General features: G+C 73.1%; 15 protein-coding genes. 8 read left to right on the top strand and 7 right to left on the bottom strand.

What is annotated here, in order from left to right; all coding sequences use genetic code 11:
• Positions 1–101: 101 nt before the first annotated feature.
• Positions 102–875 (bottom strand): VOC family protein, encoded by a 774-nt coding sequence (locus ACFY8U_RS29065; RefSeq protein WP_389575281.1) that lies wholly within the window; start codon positions 873–875, stop codon positions 102–104.
• A gap of 125 nt (positions 876–1,000) precedes the next feature.
• Between ACFY8U_RS29065 and ACFY8U_RS29060 the strand changes: the two genes are divergently transcribed.
• Both ACFY8U_RS29060 and ACFY8U_RS29055 read left to right on the top strand, forming a co-directional pair.
• A complete protein-coding gene (locus ACFY8U_RS29060; protein WP_389575280.1) occupies positions 1,001–1,315 on the top strand; it encodes a hypothetical protein in 315 nt (104 codons plus the stop codon).
• Positions 1,312–1,590, top strand: a complete 279-nt coding sequence (locus ACFY8U_RS29055) for a dihydrofolate reductase family protein (protein ID WP_389575279.1) — start codon at positions 1,312–1,314, stop codon at positions 1,588–1,590. The genes ACFY8U_RS29060 and ACFY8U_RS29055 overlap by 4 nt, the downstream gene beginning before the upstream one ends.
• 49 nt (positions 1,591–1,639) lie before the next feature.
• Here ACFY8U_RS29055 and rox read toward each other — a convergent pair whose 3' ends face one another.
• Positions 1,640–3,067, bottom strand: a complete 1,428-nt coding sequence (rox, locus tag ACFY8U_RS29050; RefSeq protein WP_389575278.1) for a rifampin monooxygenase — start codon at positions 3,065–3,067, stop codon at positions 1,640–1,642.
• A 328-nt stretch (positions 3,068–3,395) separates the two neighbouring features.
• Positions 3,396–3,836, bottom strand: coding sequence for a helix-turn-helix transcriptional regulator (locus ACFY8U_RS29045; protein ID WP_389575277.1), 441 nt, complete (start codon positions 3,834–3,836; stop codon positions 3,396–3,398).
• A 49-nt stretch (positions 3,837–3,885) separates the two neighbouring features.
• Between ACFY8U_RS29045 and ACFY8U_RS29040 the strand changes: the two genes are divergently transcribed.
• The 4 genes from ACFY8U_RS29040 to ACFY8U_RS29025 all read left to right on the top strand — a co-directional run bounded on the left by ACFY8U_RS29040 (position 3,886) and on the right by ACFY8U_RS29025 (position 8,331).
• A complete protein-coding gene (locus ACFY8U_RS29040) occupies positions 3,886–4,713 on the top strand; it encodes a YqjF family protein (protein WP_389575417.1) in 828 nt (275 codons plus the stop codon).
• 7 nt (positions 4,714–4,720) lie between these two features.
• Complete coding sequence (locus tag ACFY8U_RS29035; RefSeq protein ID WP_389575276.1) at positions 4,721–5,605, top strand: RNA polymerase subunit sigma-70; 885 nt, start codon at positions 4,721–4,723, stop codon at positions 5,603–5,605.
• 269 nt (positions 5,606–5,874) lie between these two features.
• Complete coding sequence (locus ACFY8U_RS29030; RefSeq protein ID WP_389575275.1) at positions 5,875–7,476, top strand: ABC-F family ATP-binding cassette domain-containing protein; 1,602 nt, start codon at positions 5,875–5,877, stop codon at positions 7,474–7,476.
• A 111-nt stretch (positions 7,477–7,587) separates the two neighbouring features.
• Positions 7,588–8,331, top strand: a complete 744-nt coding sequence (locus ACFY8U_RS29025; protein ID WP_389575274.1) for a DUF2071 domain-containing protein — start codon at positions 7,588–7,590, stop codon at positions 8,329–8,331.
• On the opposite strand, the gene ACFY8U_RS29020 is transcribed toward ACFY8U_RS29025, so the two are convergent.
• From ACFY8U_RS29020 to ACFY8U_RS29010, 3 genes are all read right to left on the bottom strand, one after another.
• Positions 8,276–9,475, bottom strand: a complete 1,200-nt coding sequence (locus ACFY8U_RS29020; RefSeq protein WP_389575273.1) for a methyltransferase — start codon at positions 9,473–9,475, stop codon at positions 8,276–8,278. The genes ACFY8U_RS29025 and ACFY8U_RS29020 overlap by 56 nt on opposite strands.
• A gap of 42 nt (positions 9,476–9,517) precedes the next feature.
• Entirely contained in the window at positions 9,518–10,093 is a 576-nt protein-coding gene (locus ACFY8U_RS29015; RefSeq protein WP_389575272.1) for a histidine phosphatase family protein, read from the bottom strand.
• A 221-nt stretch (positions 10,094–10,314) separates the two neighbouring features.
• Entirely contained in the window at positions 10,315–11,751 is a 1,437-nt protein-coding gene (locus ACFY8U_RS29010; protein WP_389575271.1) for a PLP-dependent aminotransferase family protein, read from the bottom strand.
• Here ACFY8U_RS29010 and ACFY8U_RS29005 point away from each other — a divergent pair.
• Together ACFY8U_RS29005 and ACFY8U_RS29000 are read left to right on the top strand one after the other, a co-directional pair.
• Entirely contained in the window at positions 11,750–12,673 is a 924-nt protein-coding gene (locus ACFY8U_RS29005) for a DMT family transporter (RefSeq protein ID WP_389575270.1), read from the top strand. The genes ACFY8U_RS29010 and ACFY8U_RS29005 overlap by 2 nt on opposite strands.
• Before the next feature lie 149 nt (positions 12,674–12,822).
• On the top strand, positions 12,823–13,017 hold the full coding sequence (locus ACFY8U_RS29000) for a DUF1918 domain-containing protein (protein ID WP_352186468.1): 195 nt from the start codon (positions 12,823–12,825) through the stop codon (positions 13,015–13,017).
• Between the two features lie 10 nt (positions 13,018–13,027).
• Here ACFY8U_RS29000 and ACFY8U_RS28995 read toward each other — a convergent pair whose 3' ends face one another.
• Positions 13,028–14,302 carry a glycoside hydrolase family 10 protein gene (locus tag ACFY8U_RS28995; protein ID WP_389575269.1) on the bottom strand — a complete coding sequence of 425 codons (1,275 nt, stop codon included), beginning with the start codon at positions 14,300–14,302 and terminating at the stop codon, positions 13,028–13,030.
• Positions 14,303–14,440 lie beyond the last annotated feature (138 nt).

Genomic DNA, 14,440 nt, shown 5'->3' with positions numbered 1-14,440 from the left:
ACACGCTCACGCACAGTGAACGCCGAAATCTCAAGGTCCGCCAACTAGGCCTCTCAAGATCCGCCAAACAGAATTCTCCACGCGCTCCTGACCTCTGCATCTCAGAACACGATCCGCCAACTAAAGATCTCGGTCACAGGCAGGGCGAGGACGCAGAACTCGTGGCCTTCCGGGTCGGCCAGGCACGTCCACGGGACGTCGCCCTGGCCGAGGTCGAGGTCGGTGGCGCCGAGGGCGCGCAGCCTGGCCACCTCCGCCGCTGCGTCGTCACCGGGACAGGGCAGGAGGTCGAGGTGGATGCGGTCCGGCACGGTCTTCGCGTCGGGTGTGCGGAGGAACTCCAGATACGGGCCGACGCCCCGGGCGGAGCGCAACGTCGCCTGGTCGTCCGTCACCTCGTGCAGGGTCCAGTCGAGCGCCTCGCCCCAGAACCGGGCCATGACCCGCGGATCCGCGCAGTCGATCACGATCGCGGCGATCGGCCCGGTGTCCCGGTAGATCTCCCGGGGCTCCAGCACGCAGAACTCGTTGCCCTCCGGGTCGGCGAGGACCGTCCACGGCACGTCGCCCTGACCCACGTCGGCGGGCGTCGCGCCGAGAGCCCGCAGACGCGCGACCAGCTCCGCCTGATGGGTCGCGGAGGTGGTGGCGAGATCGAGGTGCATGCGGTTCTTGGTCGCCGTCCTGGGCTCCGGGACGGGCACCACGTCGATACCGACGCCGACCGGGTCCGGCCACACGAGTCCGCCGACAGGGCCGACGTAGGTGGTCACGCCGGGGCTGTAAGCACTCCAGCCGAGGGCCTCCGCCCAGAACCGGCCGACCGCCGAGCCGTCAAGGGCCTTGATGTTCACCTGGACAGGTCGCAGTGCCATGCCGGTGATCCTATGCACCCGCTCGGCGGCGGCACCCGCGATGCCGCCCGGCGCGATGAGTTGGTGAGGCGCGCGCGGTCCATCCATACAGCGACCGCTTTCGTCCCGCGCCGAGAGGATCGATCATGTCCGACAACACCCCCACCCCACCCGTGACGAACATGGGACGGCAGACCGCCGGTGGCAAGGTGCTCTGGCACTTCAGCATGTCGCTGGACGGGTTCGTGGCCGGGCCGGACCATTCCATGGACTGGCTGACGGGAGTCTCGCCCCGGCCCGGCTTCACCGAGCAGTACGTCGAGACCACCGGCGCCGTCCTGGGGGGCCGGACGGCTGGGACGCCTATCCCCACCCCGGCGCCGTCTACGGCGGCGACTGGCAGGGACCGCTCTTCGTCCTCACGCACCATCCCGACGACGCGGAGCCCGCCGAGGGCGTGACGTTCCTCGACTGCGACGTGGCCGAAGCCGTCCGGATCGGGCTGGAGGCCGCAGGGGGCAAGAACCTCGAGGTCTTCTCACCCACCATCGGCCGGCAGCTCCTCGAACGCGGGCTGATCGACGAGATCGACCTGCACATCGCGCCCGTGCTGCTCGGCGACGGGATCCGGCTGTACGACAGCCCCGGCGGCTCCCCCGTACGGCTGGAGCTGCTCATCGGCGCCGACCCCGCGGCCGAGGTGGACGTGCGGTACCGCCCGCTCGCGGCCGGGTGACCTCTGCGGCGTCCGGCCGCCGGGGCTGAGCGGTACCGCGGTGTGGTGATCAGCTCGACGGAGCGCCGAACCACGTGGGCAGGTGGCTCAGGAGGTCCTGCTGGTCCTCGCCCACCCATGCCACGTGGCCGTCCGGGCGGAGCAGTACCGCCGGGGCGTCCAGTTCCTCGCCGACGTCGACGACGTGGTCGACCCGGTCCGCCCAGCCGTCCACCGAGAGGCGGCCGGTCTGGTCGAGGAGCAGGCCGCGGCCTTCGTGCGTCAGCTCGTAGAGGCTGCCGCGCTTCAGCCTCACGTCCCGCAGCCGTCGGCCGAGCAGGTCGTGGCCCTCGCCGAAGTCGTAGCGGATACCGATCCCGGTGATCTTCTCGATCAGGTACCGGTTGACCTCCTCGAAGCCGATCAGCTCCGACATCAGCCGGCGCACCGCCCGGGCACCCGGCTCGGTGGACATCAGCTCCATCTGCGCGCGCGTGTTGTCCAGCACGTCGGCCGCCACCGGGTGCCGCTCGGTCTGGTAGCTGTCGAGGAGGCCTTCCGGAGCCCAGCCGGCGACCTCGGCGGCCAGTTTCCAGCCGAGGTTGAACGCGTCCTGGATGCCGAGGTTGAGCCCTTGTCCGCCCGTCGGAGGGTGGATGTGCGCCGCGTCGCCGGCCAGCAGCACGCGGCCGCTCCGGTAACGCTCGGCGAGCCGCGTCGCGTTGCCGAAGCGGGAGAGCCAGCGCGGGGAGTGCGCGCCGAAGTCGGTTCCCCCGTAAGCCCGGAGCTGCTGCCGGAACTCCTCCAGGGTCGGCGCCGTCGTACGGTCCTCGGCCACCCCCTCGGCCGGCACCACGACGCGGTACGTTCCGTCGGCCTGGCGCATGGCGCCGAACCGCAGCTGCGTCTTGCGGACCTCGGCCATCACGGCGGCCAGCTCCTCAGGCGACACGGTCAGTTCCATCTCGCCCAGCAGCGTCTCGACCGTCGACGGGTCGCCCGGGAAGTCGATCCCGAGCAGCTTGCGCACCGTGCTGCGACCGCCGTCGCAGCCGACGAGGTAGCGCGAGCGGAGCCGTGTGCCGTCGGCCAGTTCGACGGTCACTCCGTCCTCGTCCTGGCTCAGCCCGACCAGTTCGGACCCGCGCCGGATCTCGGTGCCGAGTTCGGTGGCGCGCTCGCCCAAAAGGCGCTCGGTGATCTGCTGCGGGATGCCGAGGACGTACGAGTGCGCCGTGTCCAGCCGTTCGGGCCATGCCTCACCGAGACCGGCGAAGAAGCCGCCGGCGGTGACCTGCTTGCCGAGCGGGAGGAAGCGCTCCAGCAGGCCGCGCTGCTCCATCACCTCGATGCTGCGCACATGCAGTCCCTGCGCACGGGACTGCAGGGTCGGCTCCGCCTCCTTCTCCAGCACGACCACCCGTACACCGTGCAGCCGCAGCTCCGCGGCCAGCATCAAGCCGGTCGGCCCACCGCCGGCAACGATCACGTCCATCATCGGAAACCCCCACTTGCCCATTCGTCTCTCTGGCCAGCCACTGCTCCGCACGGTCCCGCGAAGTCCGCACAAATCTCTCGTTTGCGCAGGTCCCTGGCTCAGGTCGGCCATTCTGCGCCACGACGGGGGCCTTGCCGCAAGGCCCCCTGTGCGCTATAAGTTGAGAGTGGCAAGGAGCGTGTGACCTCCTTGCCTTTCGTTTTTTGCCGTCCATGGCGCGATGAAGCCCGGGGCGAGCGTGAGGCCATGACGTTCGACGCACGAGGTCGACGCCCAGAGGTGGACGCCGAGAGGTGGACGCGAGAGGCCGACGCGAGAGATCGGCGTCCTACTCCGCTTCCCCGATCCCGACCGGCCGGTCCCTTCCGGCGGCGGCGCCGTTCCTGACAGGGCGCGTGTGGATCTTCGCCACGCAGGCCGGGACCGCGGCGCCCGCCTCGTGGGAGCGGGCGCGGTAGGCACTGGGACTCTCGCCCACCAGTTCGGTGAAGCGTGAGCTGAAGGAGCCGAGCGAGGTACATCCGACCTCGAAACAGACCTCGGTCACGCTCAGGTCCCCGCGCCGAAGCAGCGCCTTCGCCCGCTCGACGCGGCGCGTCATCAGATAGCTGTACGGCGTCTCCCCGAAGGCCGTTCGGAAGCTGCGGGAGAAGTGGCCGGCCGACATGAGGGCGACGTCCGCCAGCGCCTGGACGTCCAGCGGCTTCGCGTAGTCGCGGTCCATCGTGTCGCGCGCGCGGCGGAGGCGCACCAGGTCTTCGAGCGTCACGTCTCCCAGCATGGCAGACCGGATGCGGCCGGTCTGCGATTCTTGAGTGGTGCAGCCGCCATCCTCCATCACGCCCGACGCCCCGGCCGCCGTACGCGCCCCGCTCCTCACACAGGAGTGGCTCGATCTGTCCTTCGTCCACTGGGCCGTCGACCCCGCCGTGGTGGCCCCGCTCCTGCCGAGCGGCACCGTCCCCGACACGCACGAGAGCGTCACGTACGTCGGACTCGTCGCCTTCCGGATGCACCGGGTCGGCTGGCTCCGGCTGCCGGGAGTGCCGTACTTCGGCTCCTTCCCCGAGACCAACGTGCGCCTGTACTCGGTCGACGCGCACGGGCGGCGCGGTGTCGTGTTCCGGTCGATGGACGCGTCACGGCTGATCCCCGTCGTGATGGGGCGGCTGGGCTTCCGGCTGCCGTACCTGTGGTCCCGGATGAGCGTCCGCACCGACGGCGACACGGTGGACTACGCCAGCTCCCGCCGCTGGCCCGGCCCGCGCGGCGCGCACAGCCGTATCGCCGTCGCCAGGGGCGAGCGGATCGAGGAGCCCACCGAGCTGGAGCACTTCCTCACCGCCCGGTGGGGCATGCACAACGCGTTCTTCGGCGGGGCGGCGTACCTGGCCAACGATCATCCGCGCTGGCCTCTGTACCGTGCCGAGCTTCTCGCGTGCGACGAGAACCTGCTCGCCTCGGCGGGCCTGCCCACGCCCCGTGAGGCCCCGGTCAGCGTGCTGTACTCGCCCGGGGTACCGGTGCGGCTCGGCCGGCCGTCCCGCTCCGTCCCCACCCTTCCCCACCCTCGTAGGCCTCTCCAGCGCTGTCACATCGCCTCCGCCGGACGCGTCATGGCTTCGTACGCGGACGAAGAGGAGTGATGCGCCCATGGACGACGGCGACGCGTTTCTGGCCAGGCGGTTCGACCTGCACCGGGAGCGGCTGGGGGCTGTCGCCCTGCGGATGCTGGGGTCGCGGCGCGAGGCCGAGGAGGCGCTGCGCGAGGCCAGGGCAGCTGGGCTCGGCGGCATCGACGACTGGCTGACGACGGTCGTCGCTCAGGTGTGCGTGGAGCGGCTGCGGGCACGGCGGGACGGGTACGGGCGGGCCGCGGACGTCGCGCGGCCGGAGCGGGTGGCGTTCGCGCAGGGGGCCGGGTTCGCGGACGGGGCCGGGCTCGCGGACGGGGCGAGGCTCGCGGACGGGGCGGGGCTCGCGTTGTTCGTGGTCCTGGAATCCCTCGCCCCGGACGAGCGGCTCGTCTTCGTGCTGCACGATCTGTTCGCCCTGCCGCTGCCCGACGTCGCCCGCCTCACCGGCCGTACGACCTCGGAAGCGGCACGGCTCGCCCGCGGCGCCCGGCGGCATGTACGGGGTGTCGAGGGCGGCAGCGGCGGGGGCTGCGGTACGGAGGAGGCCGGCGCGGTTCCGGCTCGGCACCGCGCCGTCGTGGAGCGGTTCCTCGGCGCCGCCCGCGCGGGGGACGCCCGGGGCCTGTCCGCCGCCCTTGACCCGGACGTCGTGGCGTACTCCGAGCGCGGACCGGTCCGTGGGGCGCCCGCGGTGGCCGAGGGCGTGGCGGCGTTCGCGCGGACCGGGGCGGGGACGCGGCCCGCGCTGGTCGACGGGTCGATCGGTCTCGTGGCCTTCGCCGACGGGCGGCCGGTCTCGGCGGTGGCGCTCACGTTCCGCCAGGACCGGATCGTCACGCTCGACATCACGACGGGTCCGGAGCGGGTACGGGACCTGGACCTGGTATTCCCGGACTGGTGACGCCAGGCGCCTGCGCCGGGCGCCTGCGCCGGGCGCCTGCGCCGGGGCGGCCGGCCCCCACGCGGCGCCCGCCGCACCGCCCCGGCCGACCACACCCCCGTCCACCGCCCCGGTCCGATTCCCCGCGATCGGGGTCCCGCGATTAATCCGATGCGTCTCCGCCCCCGGCCGCGTTAGCCTCGACCCATGTCTACGCCCCGAATCTCCTAGCTCAAGGACCCACACCCACGCCACCCGTGTGTCCTACTGCTGTTTCGGAGCGTTACCTCATGATCACCGTTCGTGGTGCCGACGTGCGCGTCGGCGCCCGGCTTCTGCTGGCCGGCCTCTCCTTCCACATCGCCCCCGGCGACCGGATCGGCCTCGTCGGCCGCAACGGCGCCGGCAAGACGACCCTGCTCGACACCCTGGCCGGGCTGCGCCCGCCGGCCGCCGGGACCGTCACCCGTACCGGCGCCGTCGGGCATCTCGCCCAGGACTCCCGCGCCGCCGACCCCGGCGTTTCCGTCACCGACCGGATCCTGTCCGCGCGCGGGCTCGACCGTGCCGCGCGCGAGCTGCACGCGGCCGCCCTCGCGCTCGGCGAGACGCCCGACGAGCGACGCATGGCCGCGTACGCCCGCGCCGAGGCGGAGTTCGAGGCCCGCGGCGGGTACGCCGCCGAGGCCGAGGCCGCTCGGGTCGCCGCCGGCATCGGCCTGCCCACCGAGGTCATGGGGCGGGCCGTCGGCACGCTTTCCGGTGGACAGAAGCGCCGGGTGGAGCTCGCCAGGATCCTGTTCGCCGGGCACGGCAGCGACGGCACGCTGCTGCTGGACGAGCCCACCAACCACCTCGACGCCGACTCGATCGGCTGGCTGCGCGGCTTCCTCGCCGCCTACCAGGGCGGACTCGTCCTGATCAGCCACGACATCTCGCTCCTCGCCGAGACGGTCAACCGGGTCTTCCATCTCGATCCGCAGCGCGCCGCGATCGATGTCCACAACACCGGCTGGGCCGGATACCTCGCCCAGCGGGACGCCGACGAGCGACGCCGGACGCGCGAGCGCGCCAACGCCGAGCGCAAGGCCGCCGCGCTGCACGCGCAGGCGGAGAAGATGAAGTCCCGTGTCGCGACCGCGACGACGGCCCGGAGCATGGCGCGGCGCGCCGACCGGCTGCTCGACGGGCTCGATCCCGTACGCCAGTCCGAGCGCGTGGCCCGGATCCGGCTCCCCGAGCCCGCACCGTGCGGGCGGATGCCGCTGGGCGCGGTCTCCCTGGTCAAGACGTACGGGGGTGGGCGCCCGGTCCTCGACGGGATCGACCTCGCCGTGGACCGGGGCAGCCGCCTCGTGGTGCTGGGCCTCAACGGCGCCGGCAAGAGCACGCTGCTGCGGCTGCTCGCGGGCGAGGAGGAGCCCGACTCCGGGCGCGTGGTGCGCGGGCACGGGCTGCGGATCGGCTACTTCGCCCAGGAGCACGAGACGCTCGACGCGGGCCGCACGGTCCGCGCCAACCTCGCCGCCGCGGCGCCGCATCTGACGGACGGTGAGGTACGGCGGGTACTCGGGGCGTTCCTGTTCCGGGGCGACGACGCCGACAAGCCGGCCGGGGTGCTGTCGGGCGGCGAGAAGACCCGGCTGGCGCTGGCCGGGCTCGTCCACTCGGGCGCCAACGTCCTGCTCCTCGACGAGCCCACGAACAACCTGGACCCGGCCTCCCGGGGCGAGGTCCTGGCGGCCGTGGGGACGTACCCGGGCGCGATCGTTATGGTCACGCACGACGAAGGGGCGATCGACGCGCTCCGGCCGGACCGGGTACTGCTGCTCCCGGACGGGGACGAGGACCTCTGGAGCGAGGAGTACCGGGACCTCGTCGCCCTCGCCTGAGGGCGCGGGGCTACGCTCCCCCCAAGGTCGCTGCCCTCCGGGGCGGCCTCACCCCACCCGTGCCACTGCCAGGGGGCGCCTGCCCTTCCCGTACGAGCGGAGTCCGGCCCCATGAACCACCTCACGCTGGCGAGCGTCATCGAGCGCCGGCTGCTCGTCAACTACCGCGTCGAGCCGGAGGCGGCCGCCCGCCTCCTGCCGGAGGGGCTGCGCCCGCAGCTGGTCCGCGGGCATGCCGTCGCGGGGATCTGTCTGCTGCGGCTCGGCTCCGTCCGGCCCGTCTGGGCGCCCGCCGCGGTGGGCCTGCGCAGCGAGAACGCCGCGCACCGGATCGCCGTCGAGTGGGACGGTCCGGAGGGCGTCGAGACGGGGGTGTACATCCCGCGCCGGGACACCGCCTCGCTGGTCAACCGCTGGGCGGGCGGCCGGCTCTTCCCGGGCGAACACGGGCACGCGGACTTCGAGGTGAGCGAGAGCGCGAACGCCGTACGGGTGGCCTTCGCGACCCGCGACGGGGAGACGCGCGTGGACGTCGCCGCGGAGATCGCCGACAGCCTGGAGGACAGCGGGCTCTTCGCCGACCTCGACGAGGCCTCGGCGTTCTTCCGCGGCGGCGCCAAGGGCTGGTCGGCGACCCGCACCGGCCTCCGCCTCGACGGGATGGAGCTGGACACGGACGCCTGGCACATCGAGCCCGGCCGGATCACGTCCGCCCGCTCCAGCTTCTTCGAGGACCCGGACCGCTTCCCGCCCGGCACGGCCGAGCTGGACTCGGTCCTCGTCATGCGTCAGGTGCCGGTCAGGTGGCTGCCGCTGCCCGGTCGGGCCGCCGGGCCGGCCCGCCTGTCCGCTTGACGGCCCGCAGGACCACGAACTTCGGGTCGCTCGCGACCAGTTCGCAGGAGCCGAAGATCCGGCGCAGCGTCACGTGGTAGCCGAGGTGCCGGTTGCCGACGACCCACAGTTCGCCGCCCGGCCGGAGGACGCGTCGCGCGTCCGTGAACATCCGGCGGGCGGTGCGGTCGGTGGTGGCCTGGTGGCTGTGGAAGGGCGGGTTGTTCAGGACGAGGTCCACCGACTCCGCCGCGAGTTCGGCCGTCCCGTCCCCGACGAAGAACTCGGCGGTGCGGCCGGCGGCGGCGTGGGTACGGAAGTTCTCCTCGGCGGAGGCGACGGCCTGGTACGACTCGTCGGTGAAGACCAGCTCCGCTCCGGGCTCGGCGAGTGCGACGGCCAGGCCGACGACGCCGTTGCCGCAGCCCAGGTCGACGACGCGGGCGCGGTCGAGGCCCGTCGGCAGGTGCTTCAGGAAGAAGCGGGTGCCGATGTCGAGGCGGTCGGCACAGAAGATCCCGGCCTGGTTGACGACGGTCCGGCCGGCGACGGTCCCGGTGTCGGCGGGGAGTGCGTACCGGTACGGCCAGGGGTTGGGGGCCCGATGCAGTCCGGGGTCCGGGGTGCAGAGGATCAGCCGGGCCTTCTTCGTGGCGAGCGAGGTCCGGGTGGGGCCGAGGATCGTCTCGAAGAGCTGGAGCGTGGAGGTGTGGATGTCCTTGACCATGCCGGTCCCGACGACCACGGTGCCCTCGTGCAGGGCGGGCGCGAGCCGGTGCAGCTGGTCCTCCAGGAGCGCGAGGCTCTTGGGGATGCGGACGAGGAGCACGTCGATCCGCTCGGGCGGCGCGTCCTGGGTGGTGAGGAGCCGGACCGCGTCCGGGGCGGCCCCGGAGCGGGCCAGGTTCTCCTCCGTCGCGCGGCGGCCGAGGTAGGAGTCCGTGATCTGGGCGAGCGCGCCCGGGCGGCGGGCGGCGAGGGCGGTGGCCAGGGCGCCCCAGCGGTCGCCGACGACGGCGACCGTGCCTGACAGGTCGGTGTCCGTCTCGGCGAGGTGGCGCAGCAGGTACTCGTCGGACGCGTCCCAGGCGCGGAGCGGGTCGCGAGGGTCCTCGGGGAAGCGGGTGAGCGGGAACTCGCCCCATGACGTGGTCAAACGGTTCATCGTGGTCTCAGGCTAGCCGGTCGCCGTCCCCGCCCTGTCCGTTCAGCCGACGGCCGCCTGGAGGTGGAGGTGCCAGAGGCCGGGGCGGCCGGTGAGCGTGACCGTGGAGAGCGGGCGGACGTCGACGTTCCAGAACGTGGAGGGCGGGGCCTTCAGCGCGTACACCAGGGCGGCGCGGACGACGGCGGGTTCGGCGACGGCGACGATGGAGCCGTCGTCGGCGGGGCGGGTGTCTAGCCAGCCCCCTATCCGCGAGATGAAGGCGAGGAGGCTCTCGCCGCCGTGCGGGGCGATGCGCGGGTCGGAGAGCCAGGCGTCGACGGCGGCGGGTTCGAGCGCCGCGACCTCGGAGAGGGTCAGTCCGCGCCAGCGGCCCATGTCGCAGTCGCGGAGGGCGGGCTGGGCGAGCGGTGCGTAGCCGAGTGCGGTGCCGGTGGCGCGGCTGCGGGGCGTCGGGGAGCAGTAGCGCAGCTCGGCCGCGCCGAGCGGGACCAGCGAGTGCGCGGCGAGCTGCACCTCGTACCAGCCGGCCTCGTCGAGCGGCCGGTCGTCGTCGAAGCGCTCGGCGAGCAGGGAGGAGCTGCGCGCCGCTGCGACGAGCGTGACCCGAAGACCCATGGCCGCGATCGTGAGGCCGGATGCCTGGCAGGTCAAGAGGGCATATGCGCGGGCTCCGGCCGAGGTCGTGGGGGCGCCTGAGGGCCGGTCCGTCCGAGAATCCGCCTCTTGTCCGGGTTCCGCCTGGGCGCGAAACCGACGTTCCCGTACATACGGCGCGCAGCCGTGATGGCGGGAAGGAGGCGGAACGGTGCGCCCTCGCCGGAGGCCGGTCAGGCCGGTCAGGCCGTCAGTTCGTCGACGGCCGACCGCAGCCTGCGTACCCCCTCGGCGATCTCCGTCGGCCCCGCCACGCCGGCGAAGCTGAGGCGGATGTGTCCTGCGGGCGGTTCGGCGCTGAAGTAGGGGCGGCCGGGTGCGACGGCGACGCCGGCCCGCAGGGCGCCCGCGAGGAGCGCGGCCTCCGGGAGGCCGTCGGGGAGCCGGAGCCAGAGCTGGTAGCCGCCGGAGGGGACGTGGGGCAGGGCCAGTTCGGGGAGGTGGAGGCCGAGGGCGCCGGTCATGGCGTCGCGGCGGTTCTTCAGCTCCTGGGAGACGGCGCGCAGATGGCGGCTCCAGGCGGGCGAGCCGACGAGCTCCAGGGCGGTCTCCTGGAGGGGGCGCGGGACGAAGAAGCTGTCGACGACATGGATGGCGCGCAGCCGTTCGAGCACGGGGCCACGGGCGGCGAGGGCGCCGACGCGCAGGCTGGGCGAGGTCGGCTTGGTGAGGGAGCAGACGTGGACGACGACGCCGTCCGGGTCCTCGGCGGCCAGGGGCGCGGGGAGCGGCCCGGCGTCCTCGTGGACGAGCCGGCGGGCGAAGTCGTCCTCGACGACGAAGGCTCCGGCGGCCCTGGCGATCCGGACCACCTCGCGCCGCCGCTCGGCGCTGAGCACGGCTCCGGTCGGGTTCTGGAAGAGCGGCTGGCAGACGAAGACCCGTGCGCCGGTGGCCCGGAAGGCGGCTTCGAGGAGCTCGGGACGTACCCCGTCGGCGTCGACCGGTACGGGTACGGGACGCAGGCCGGCGGCGCGGGCGACGGCGAGCATGCCCGGGTAGGTCGGCGACTCGACGAGGACGGGGGTACCAGGCGGGGCGAGGGCGCGCAGGGCGGTCGTGATCGCGGGCTGCCCGCCCGCGGTGATGAGGACGTCGGCGGCGGTGACGGTGCCGCCGATCTCGCGGGCGAACCACTCGCGCAGTTCGGGCAGGCCGTCGGTGGGCGGCCTCCCCCAGGCGCCGGGGCGGCGGCCTGCCCGGGCCAGGGCGGCCGCCATGGCGCGCTCGGGCTGGAGCGAGGGGTGCAGATAGCCGCCGTTGAACTCGACGACGCCCGGCGGCGGCGCCGAGAGCGTCACGAGGACGCCGGAGGCGTCGACGCTGCGCGGGACCAGTTCGGTCGCCGTGTCGGCGCTCAGCGTGACCTCCTGCCAGGAGGTGTCGCCCGCCACGGGCGTCCGGCCGCGCGGCTCCGCGCGGTACGCCCCGGCTCCCGGCCGGGTCACGACGAGGCCCTCGGCAGCGAGCTGGGCGAGCGCCCGGGTCACCGTCACGGGGGAGACGCGGTACCGCTCGACGAGGGCCCGACTCGACGGCAGCTTTCCTCCGGGTGAGTAGCGGTTCAATTCCGCCCTCAGGGAGTTGGCCAGTTCACCCACACTGCTACGCTCGTGCATGACAGCACAGGATAGCGCTACTCACACCTCCACGATAGCGGTCGGCGGCACCCCTTGGGCCTCCCCCCAGGCCCGCGGCACGCTCCTCGCCGGTCTCGGCGTGGTCGCGTTCTCGCTCACCTTCCCCTCCACCGCCTGGGGTCTGGAGAGCTTCGGCCCCTGGTCGCTCGTCGCCCTGCGCTCGACGCTCGCCGCGCTCATCGCGGGCGCCTTCCTGCTCGCGATGAGGGTCCCGCTGCCCGAGCGCCGCCACTGGGCGGGGCTCACCGTCGTGGCCGGTGGTGTGGTGGTGGGCTTCCCGCTCCTGACGACCCTCGCCCTGCAGACCTCCACCACCTCGCACGCCGCCGTGGTCGTGGGCCTGCTGCCGCTCACCACGGCGACCTTCGCCGCGATCCGCACTTGCCGCCGCCCGTCGCGTACGTTCTGGATCGCGGCGCTCGCCGGTGCGGCGGTCGTCATCGCCTTCACGGTCCAGCAGAGCGGCGGCGCCCTGTCCACGGGCGACCTGTACCTCTTCGGCGCGCTCCTGGTCTGCGCGGCCGGATACACCGAGGGCGGCAGGCTCGCCCGGCTCATGCCGGGCTGGCAGGTCATCGGCTGGGCGCTGATCCTCTGCCTGCCGCTGATGGTCGTCGGCTCCGCCGTCGCGCTCACCCTCGAACCCGTCCGGCTGGGCGCCCACGGAGTCATCGGGCTGGTCTGGGTCGCGGCCGGCTCCACCTTCGTCGGCATGTACGTCTGGTACGGGGGCATGGCGGCGATCGGCATCCCGAAGGCGAGCCAGCTCCAGCTCGCCCAGCCGCTCCTCACGCTCGTCTGGTCGGTCTCCCTGCTCGGTGAGTCCCTGCCCCTCGCCGCGCCGCTCGCGGCCGTGGCGGTCCTGGTCTGCATCGCGGTGACCCAGCGCGCCAAGAGCTGAGACACCCGCAGGGAGCCGGCCCCGCGCGGGGCCAGGACACCGCGCGGGGCCGGAGGCCGGACTGGGCGCGCGGCCCGGGGTGATGCGGGCCACAATGGCGAACATAGGCACCCGAACAGGACGAGCGCGGCCGCGAGGAGGTCACCCCGATGCAAGCGAGCGTGGGCGACAAACTGCTGGTGCACGGCCGGACCGTCGGTCAGCACGACCGTACGGCCGAGGTCCTTCAGGTACTGGGCGAGAACGGCAACCCCCCGTACCGCGTCAAGTTCGACGACGACGGCCACGAGGCGCTGATGGCTCCGGGCCCCGACACCGTCGTACGCCACCACGAGAAGATGTGACGCGAGCCGTCTAGCGCGCCGGGGGGACCGCGGTCGGGTAGTGGTCGGCCACGACGGCGGCCATCGCCCCGATCCGGTCTGCCGTGACCTGCGTCGCCGAGAAGAAGCAGTGCCCGGCCACCCCCGGATGGCGGCCGGCCAGTGTCAAATGGCGGGAGAGTTCGTCGGGGTCCTGCCACGCGGCCGGCTGGTCGGGGTCACCGCACTTGAAGAGCGCCTCGCCGATGTACAGACGGACGCCGGTGTTCCGCACCACCGCCTCCCACCAGGGCACGAGCGTGGCGTAGTCGGCCTCGGCGAAGCCGATGTGCCAGTAGAGCTGCGGCACCACGTGGTCGATCCAGCCCTCCCTGATCCATTTCCTGGTGTCGGCGAAGAGGTCGTCGTAGCTCTGCAGCCCCTGCGGGGTGTCCGAGCCCGCGGGGTCGGTGGCGGCGTTGCGCCAGATCCCGAAGGGGCTGATCCCGAAGGCCGGCGGGGAGTCGACCTCCTTGATCCGCGCGGACATCTCGGAGACCAGGAGGTCGATGTTGTTCCGCCGCCAGGACGCCCGGCTCGTGAAGTCCCCGCCGTACCGCGCGTAGGCGTCGTCGTCGTCGAAGACCTCACCCTCGACCGGGTACGGGTAGAAGTAGTCGTCCCAGTGCACGGCGTCGATGTCGTAACGCCGGACGGCGTCGAGCATCGCGTCCTGGACGAAGCGGCGGACCTCGGGCAGCCCGGGGTTGTAGTAGAGCTTTCCGCCGTACGGGACGATCCACTCCGGGTTGCGCCGGGCCGGGTGGGTCAGGGTCAGCCGGGTGAGATCCGTGTGATTCGCCACGCGGTACGGGTTGAACCAGGCGTGCAGCCCGAGCCCCCGCCTGTGGGCCTCCTCGACAGCCGTGCCCAGCGGGTCCCAGCCGGGGTCGCGGCCCTGCACGCCGGTGAGGCACTCCGCCCACGGCTCGTGCGGCGAGGGCCACAGCGCGTCGGCACTCGGCCGCACCTGGAGGATCACCGCGTTCAGCCTCCGCTCGACGGCCATGTCCAGATGGGCGAGGAGTTCGGCCCGCTGACGCCCGGGTGTGAGACCGGGGCTCGAGGGCCAGTCGACGTTGAAGACCGTCGCCATCCACATGCCGCGGAACTCGCCGCCGGCCCTCGGCTTCTTCCGGACCGCGCCCGCGGTGCCGGACAGAGCGCCCGCGGTGCCTGAGTCCGCCTCCGCGGTGCCCGAACCGGTCACACCGAATGCCGCCAGCGCCGCGCCCGCCACGAACCCTCTTCTCCCGATACGTCCCATCTACCTGTCCTCTTCTGTCGGATACGTCACACCCACAGGCAGAGCATGCCCGCCCCGAGCGATCGATCATCGGTTAATGAGCGGTAACGTCGTGGGGTCGAGGCGGACGCACCGGAATCACACGGGGCCCGCCGCCAG

Origin of the sequence: Streptomyces sp. NPDC012508 (assembly GCF_042902595.1) — a bacterium.
In the GTDB taxonomy this organism is placed as follows: Bacteria; Actinomycetota; Actinomycetes; order Streptomycetales; family Streptomycetaceae; genus Streptomyces.
This window is presented reverse-complemented; position numbering and strand designations above follow the sequence as displayed.

Excerpts from the sequence above, each read along its gene's own strand:
- ACFY8U_RS29065 (WP_389575281.1), bottom strand. The coding sequence starts at position 875 with ATGGCACTGCGACCTGTCCAGGTGAACATCAAGGCCCTTGACGGCTCG.
- ACFY8U_RS29060 (WP_389575280.1), top strand. The coding sequence starts at position 1,001 with ATGTCCGACAACACCCCCACCCCACCCGTGACGAACATGGGACGGCAG.
- rox (WP_389575278.1), bottom strand. The coding sequence starts at position 3,067 with ATGATGGACGTGATCGTTGCCGGCGGTGGGCCGACCGGCTTGATGCTG.
- ACFY8U_RS29035 (WP_389575276.1), top strand. The coding sequence starts at position 4,721 with ATGGACGACGGCGACGCGTTTCTGGCCAGGCGGTTCGACCTGCACCGG.
- ACFY8U_RS29030 (WP_389575275.1), top strand. The coding sequence starts at position 5,875 with ATGATCACCGTTCGTGGTGCCGACGTGCGCGTCGGCGCCCGGCTTCTG.
- ACFY8U_RS29025 (WP_389575274.1), top strand. The coding sequence starts at position 7,588 with ATGAACCACCTCACGCTGGCGAGCGTCATCGAGCGCCGGCTGCTCGTC.
- ACFY8U_RS29020 (WP_389575273.1), bottom strand. The coding sequence starts at position 9,475 with ATGAACCGTTTGACCACGTCATGGGGCGAGTTCCCGCTCACCCGCTTC.
- ACFY8U_RS29015 (WP_389575272.1), bottom strand. The coding sequence starts at position 10,093 with ATGGGTCTTCGGGTCACGCTCGTCGCAGCGGCGCGCAGCTCCTCCCTG.
- ACFY8U_RS29005 (WP_389575270.1), top strand. The coding sequence starts at position 11,750 with ATGACAGCACAGGATAGCGCTACTCACACCTCCACGATAGCGGTCGGC.
- ACFY8U_RS29010 (WP_389575271.1), bottom strand. The coding sequence starts at position 11,751 with ATGCACGAGCGTAGCAGTGTGGGTGAACTGGCCAACTCCCTGAGGGCG.
- ACFY8U_RS29000 (WP_352186468.1), top strand. The coding sequence starts at position 12,823 with ATGCAAGCGAGCGTGGGCGACAAACTGCTGGTGCACGGCCGGACCGTC.
- ACFY8U_RS28995 (WP_389575269.1), bottom strand. The coding sequence starts at position 14,302 with ATGGGACGTATCGGGAGAAGAGGGTTCGTGGCGGGCGCGGCGCTGGCG.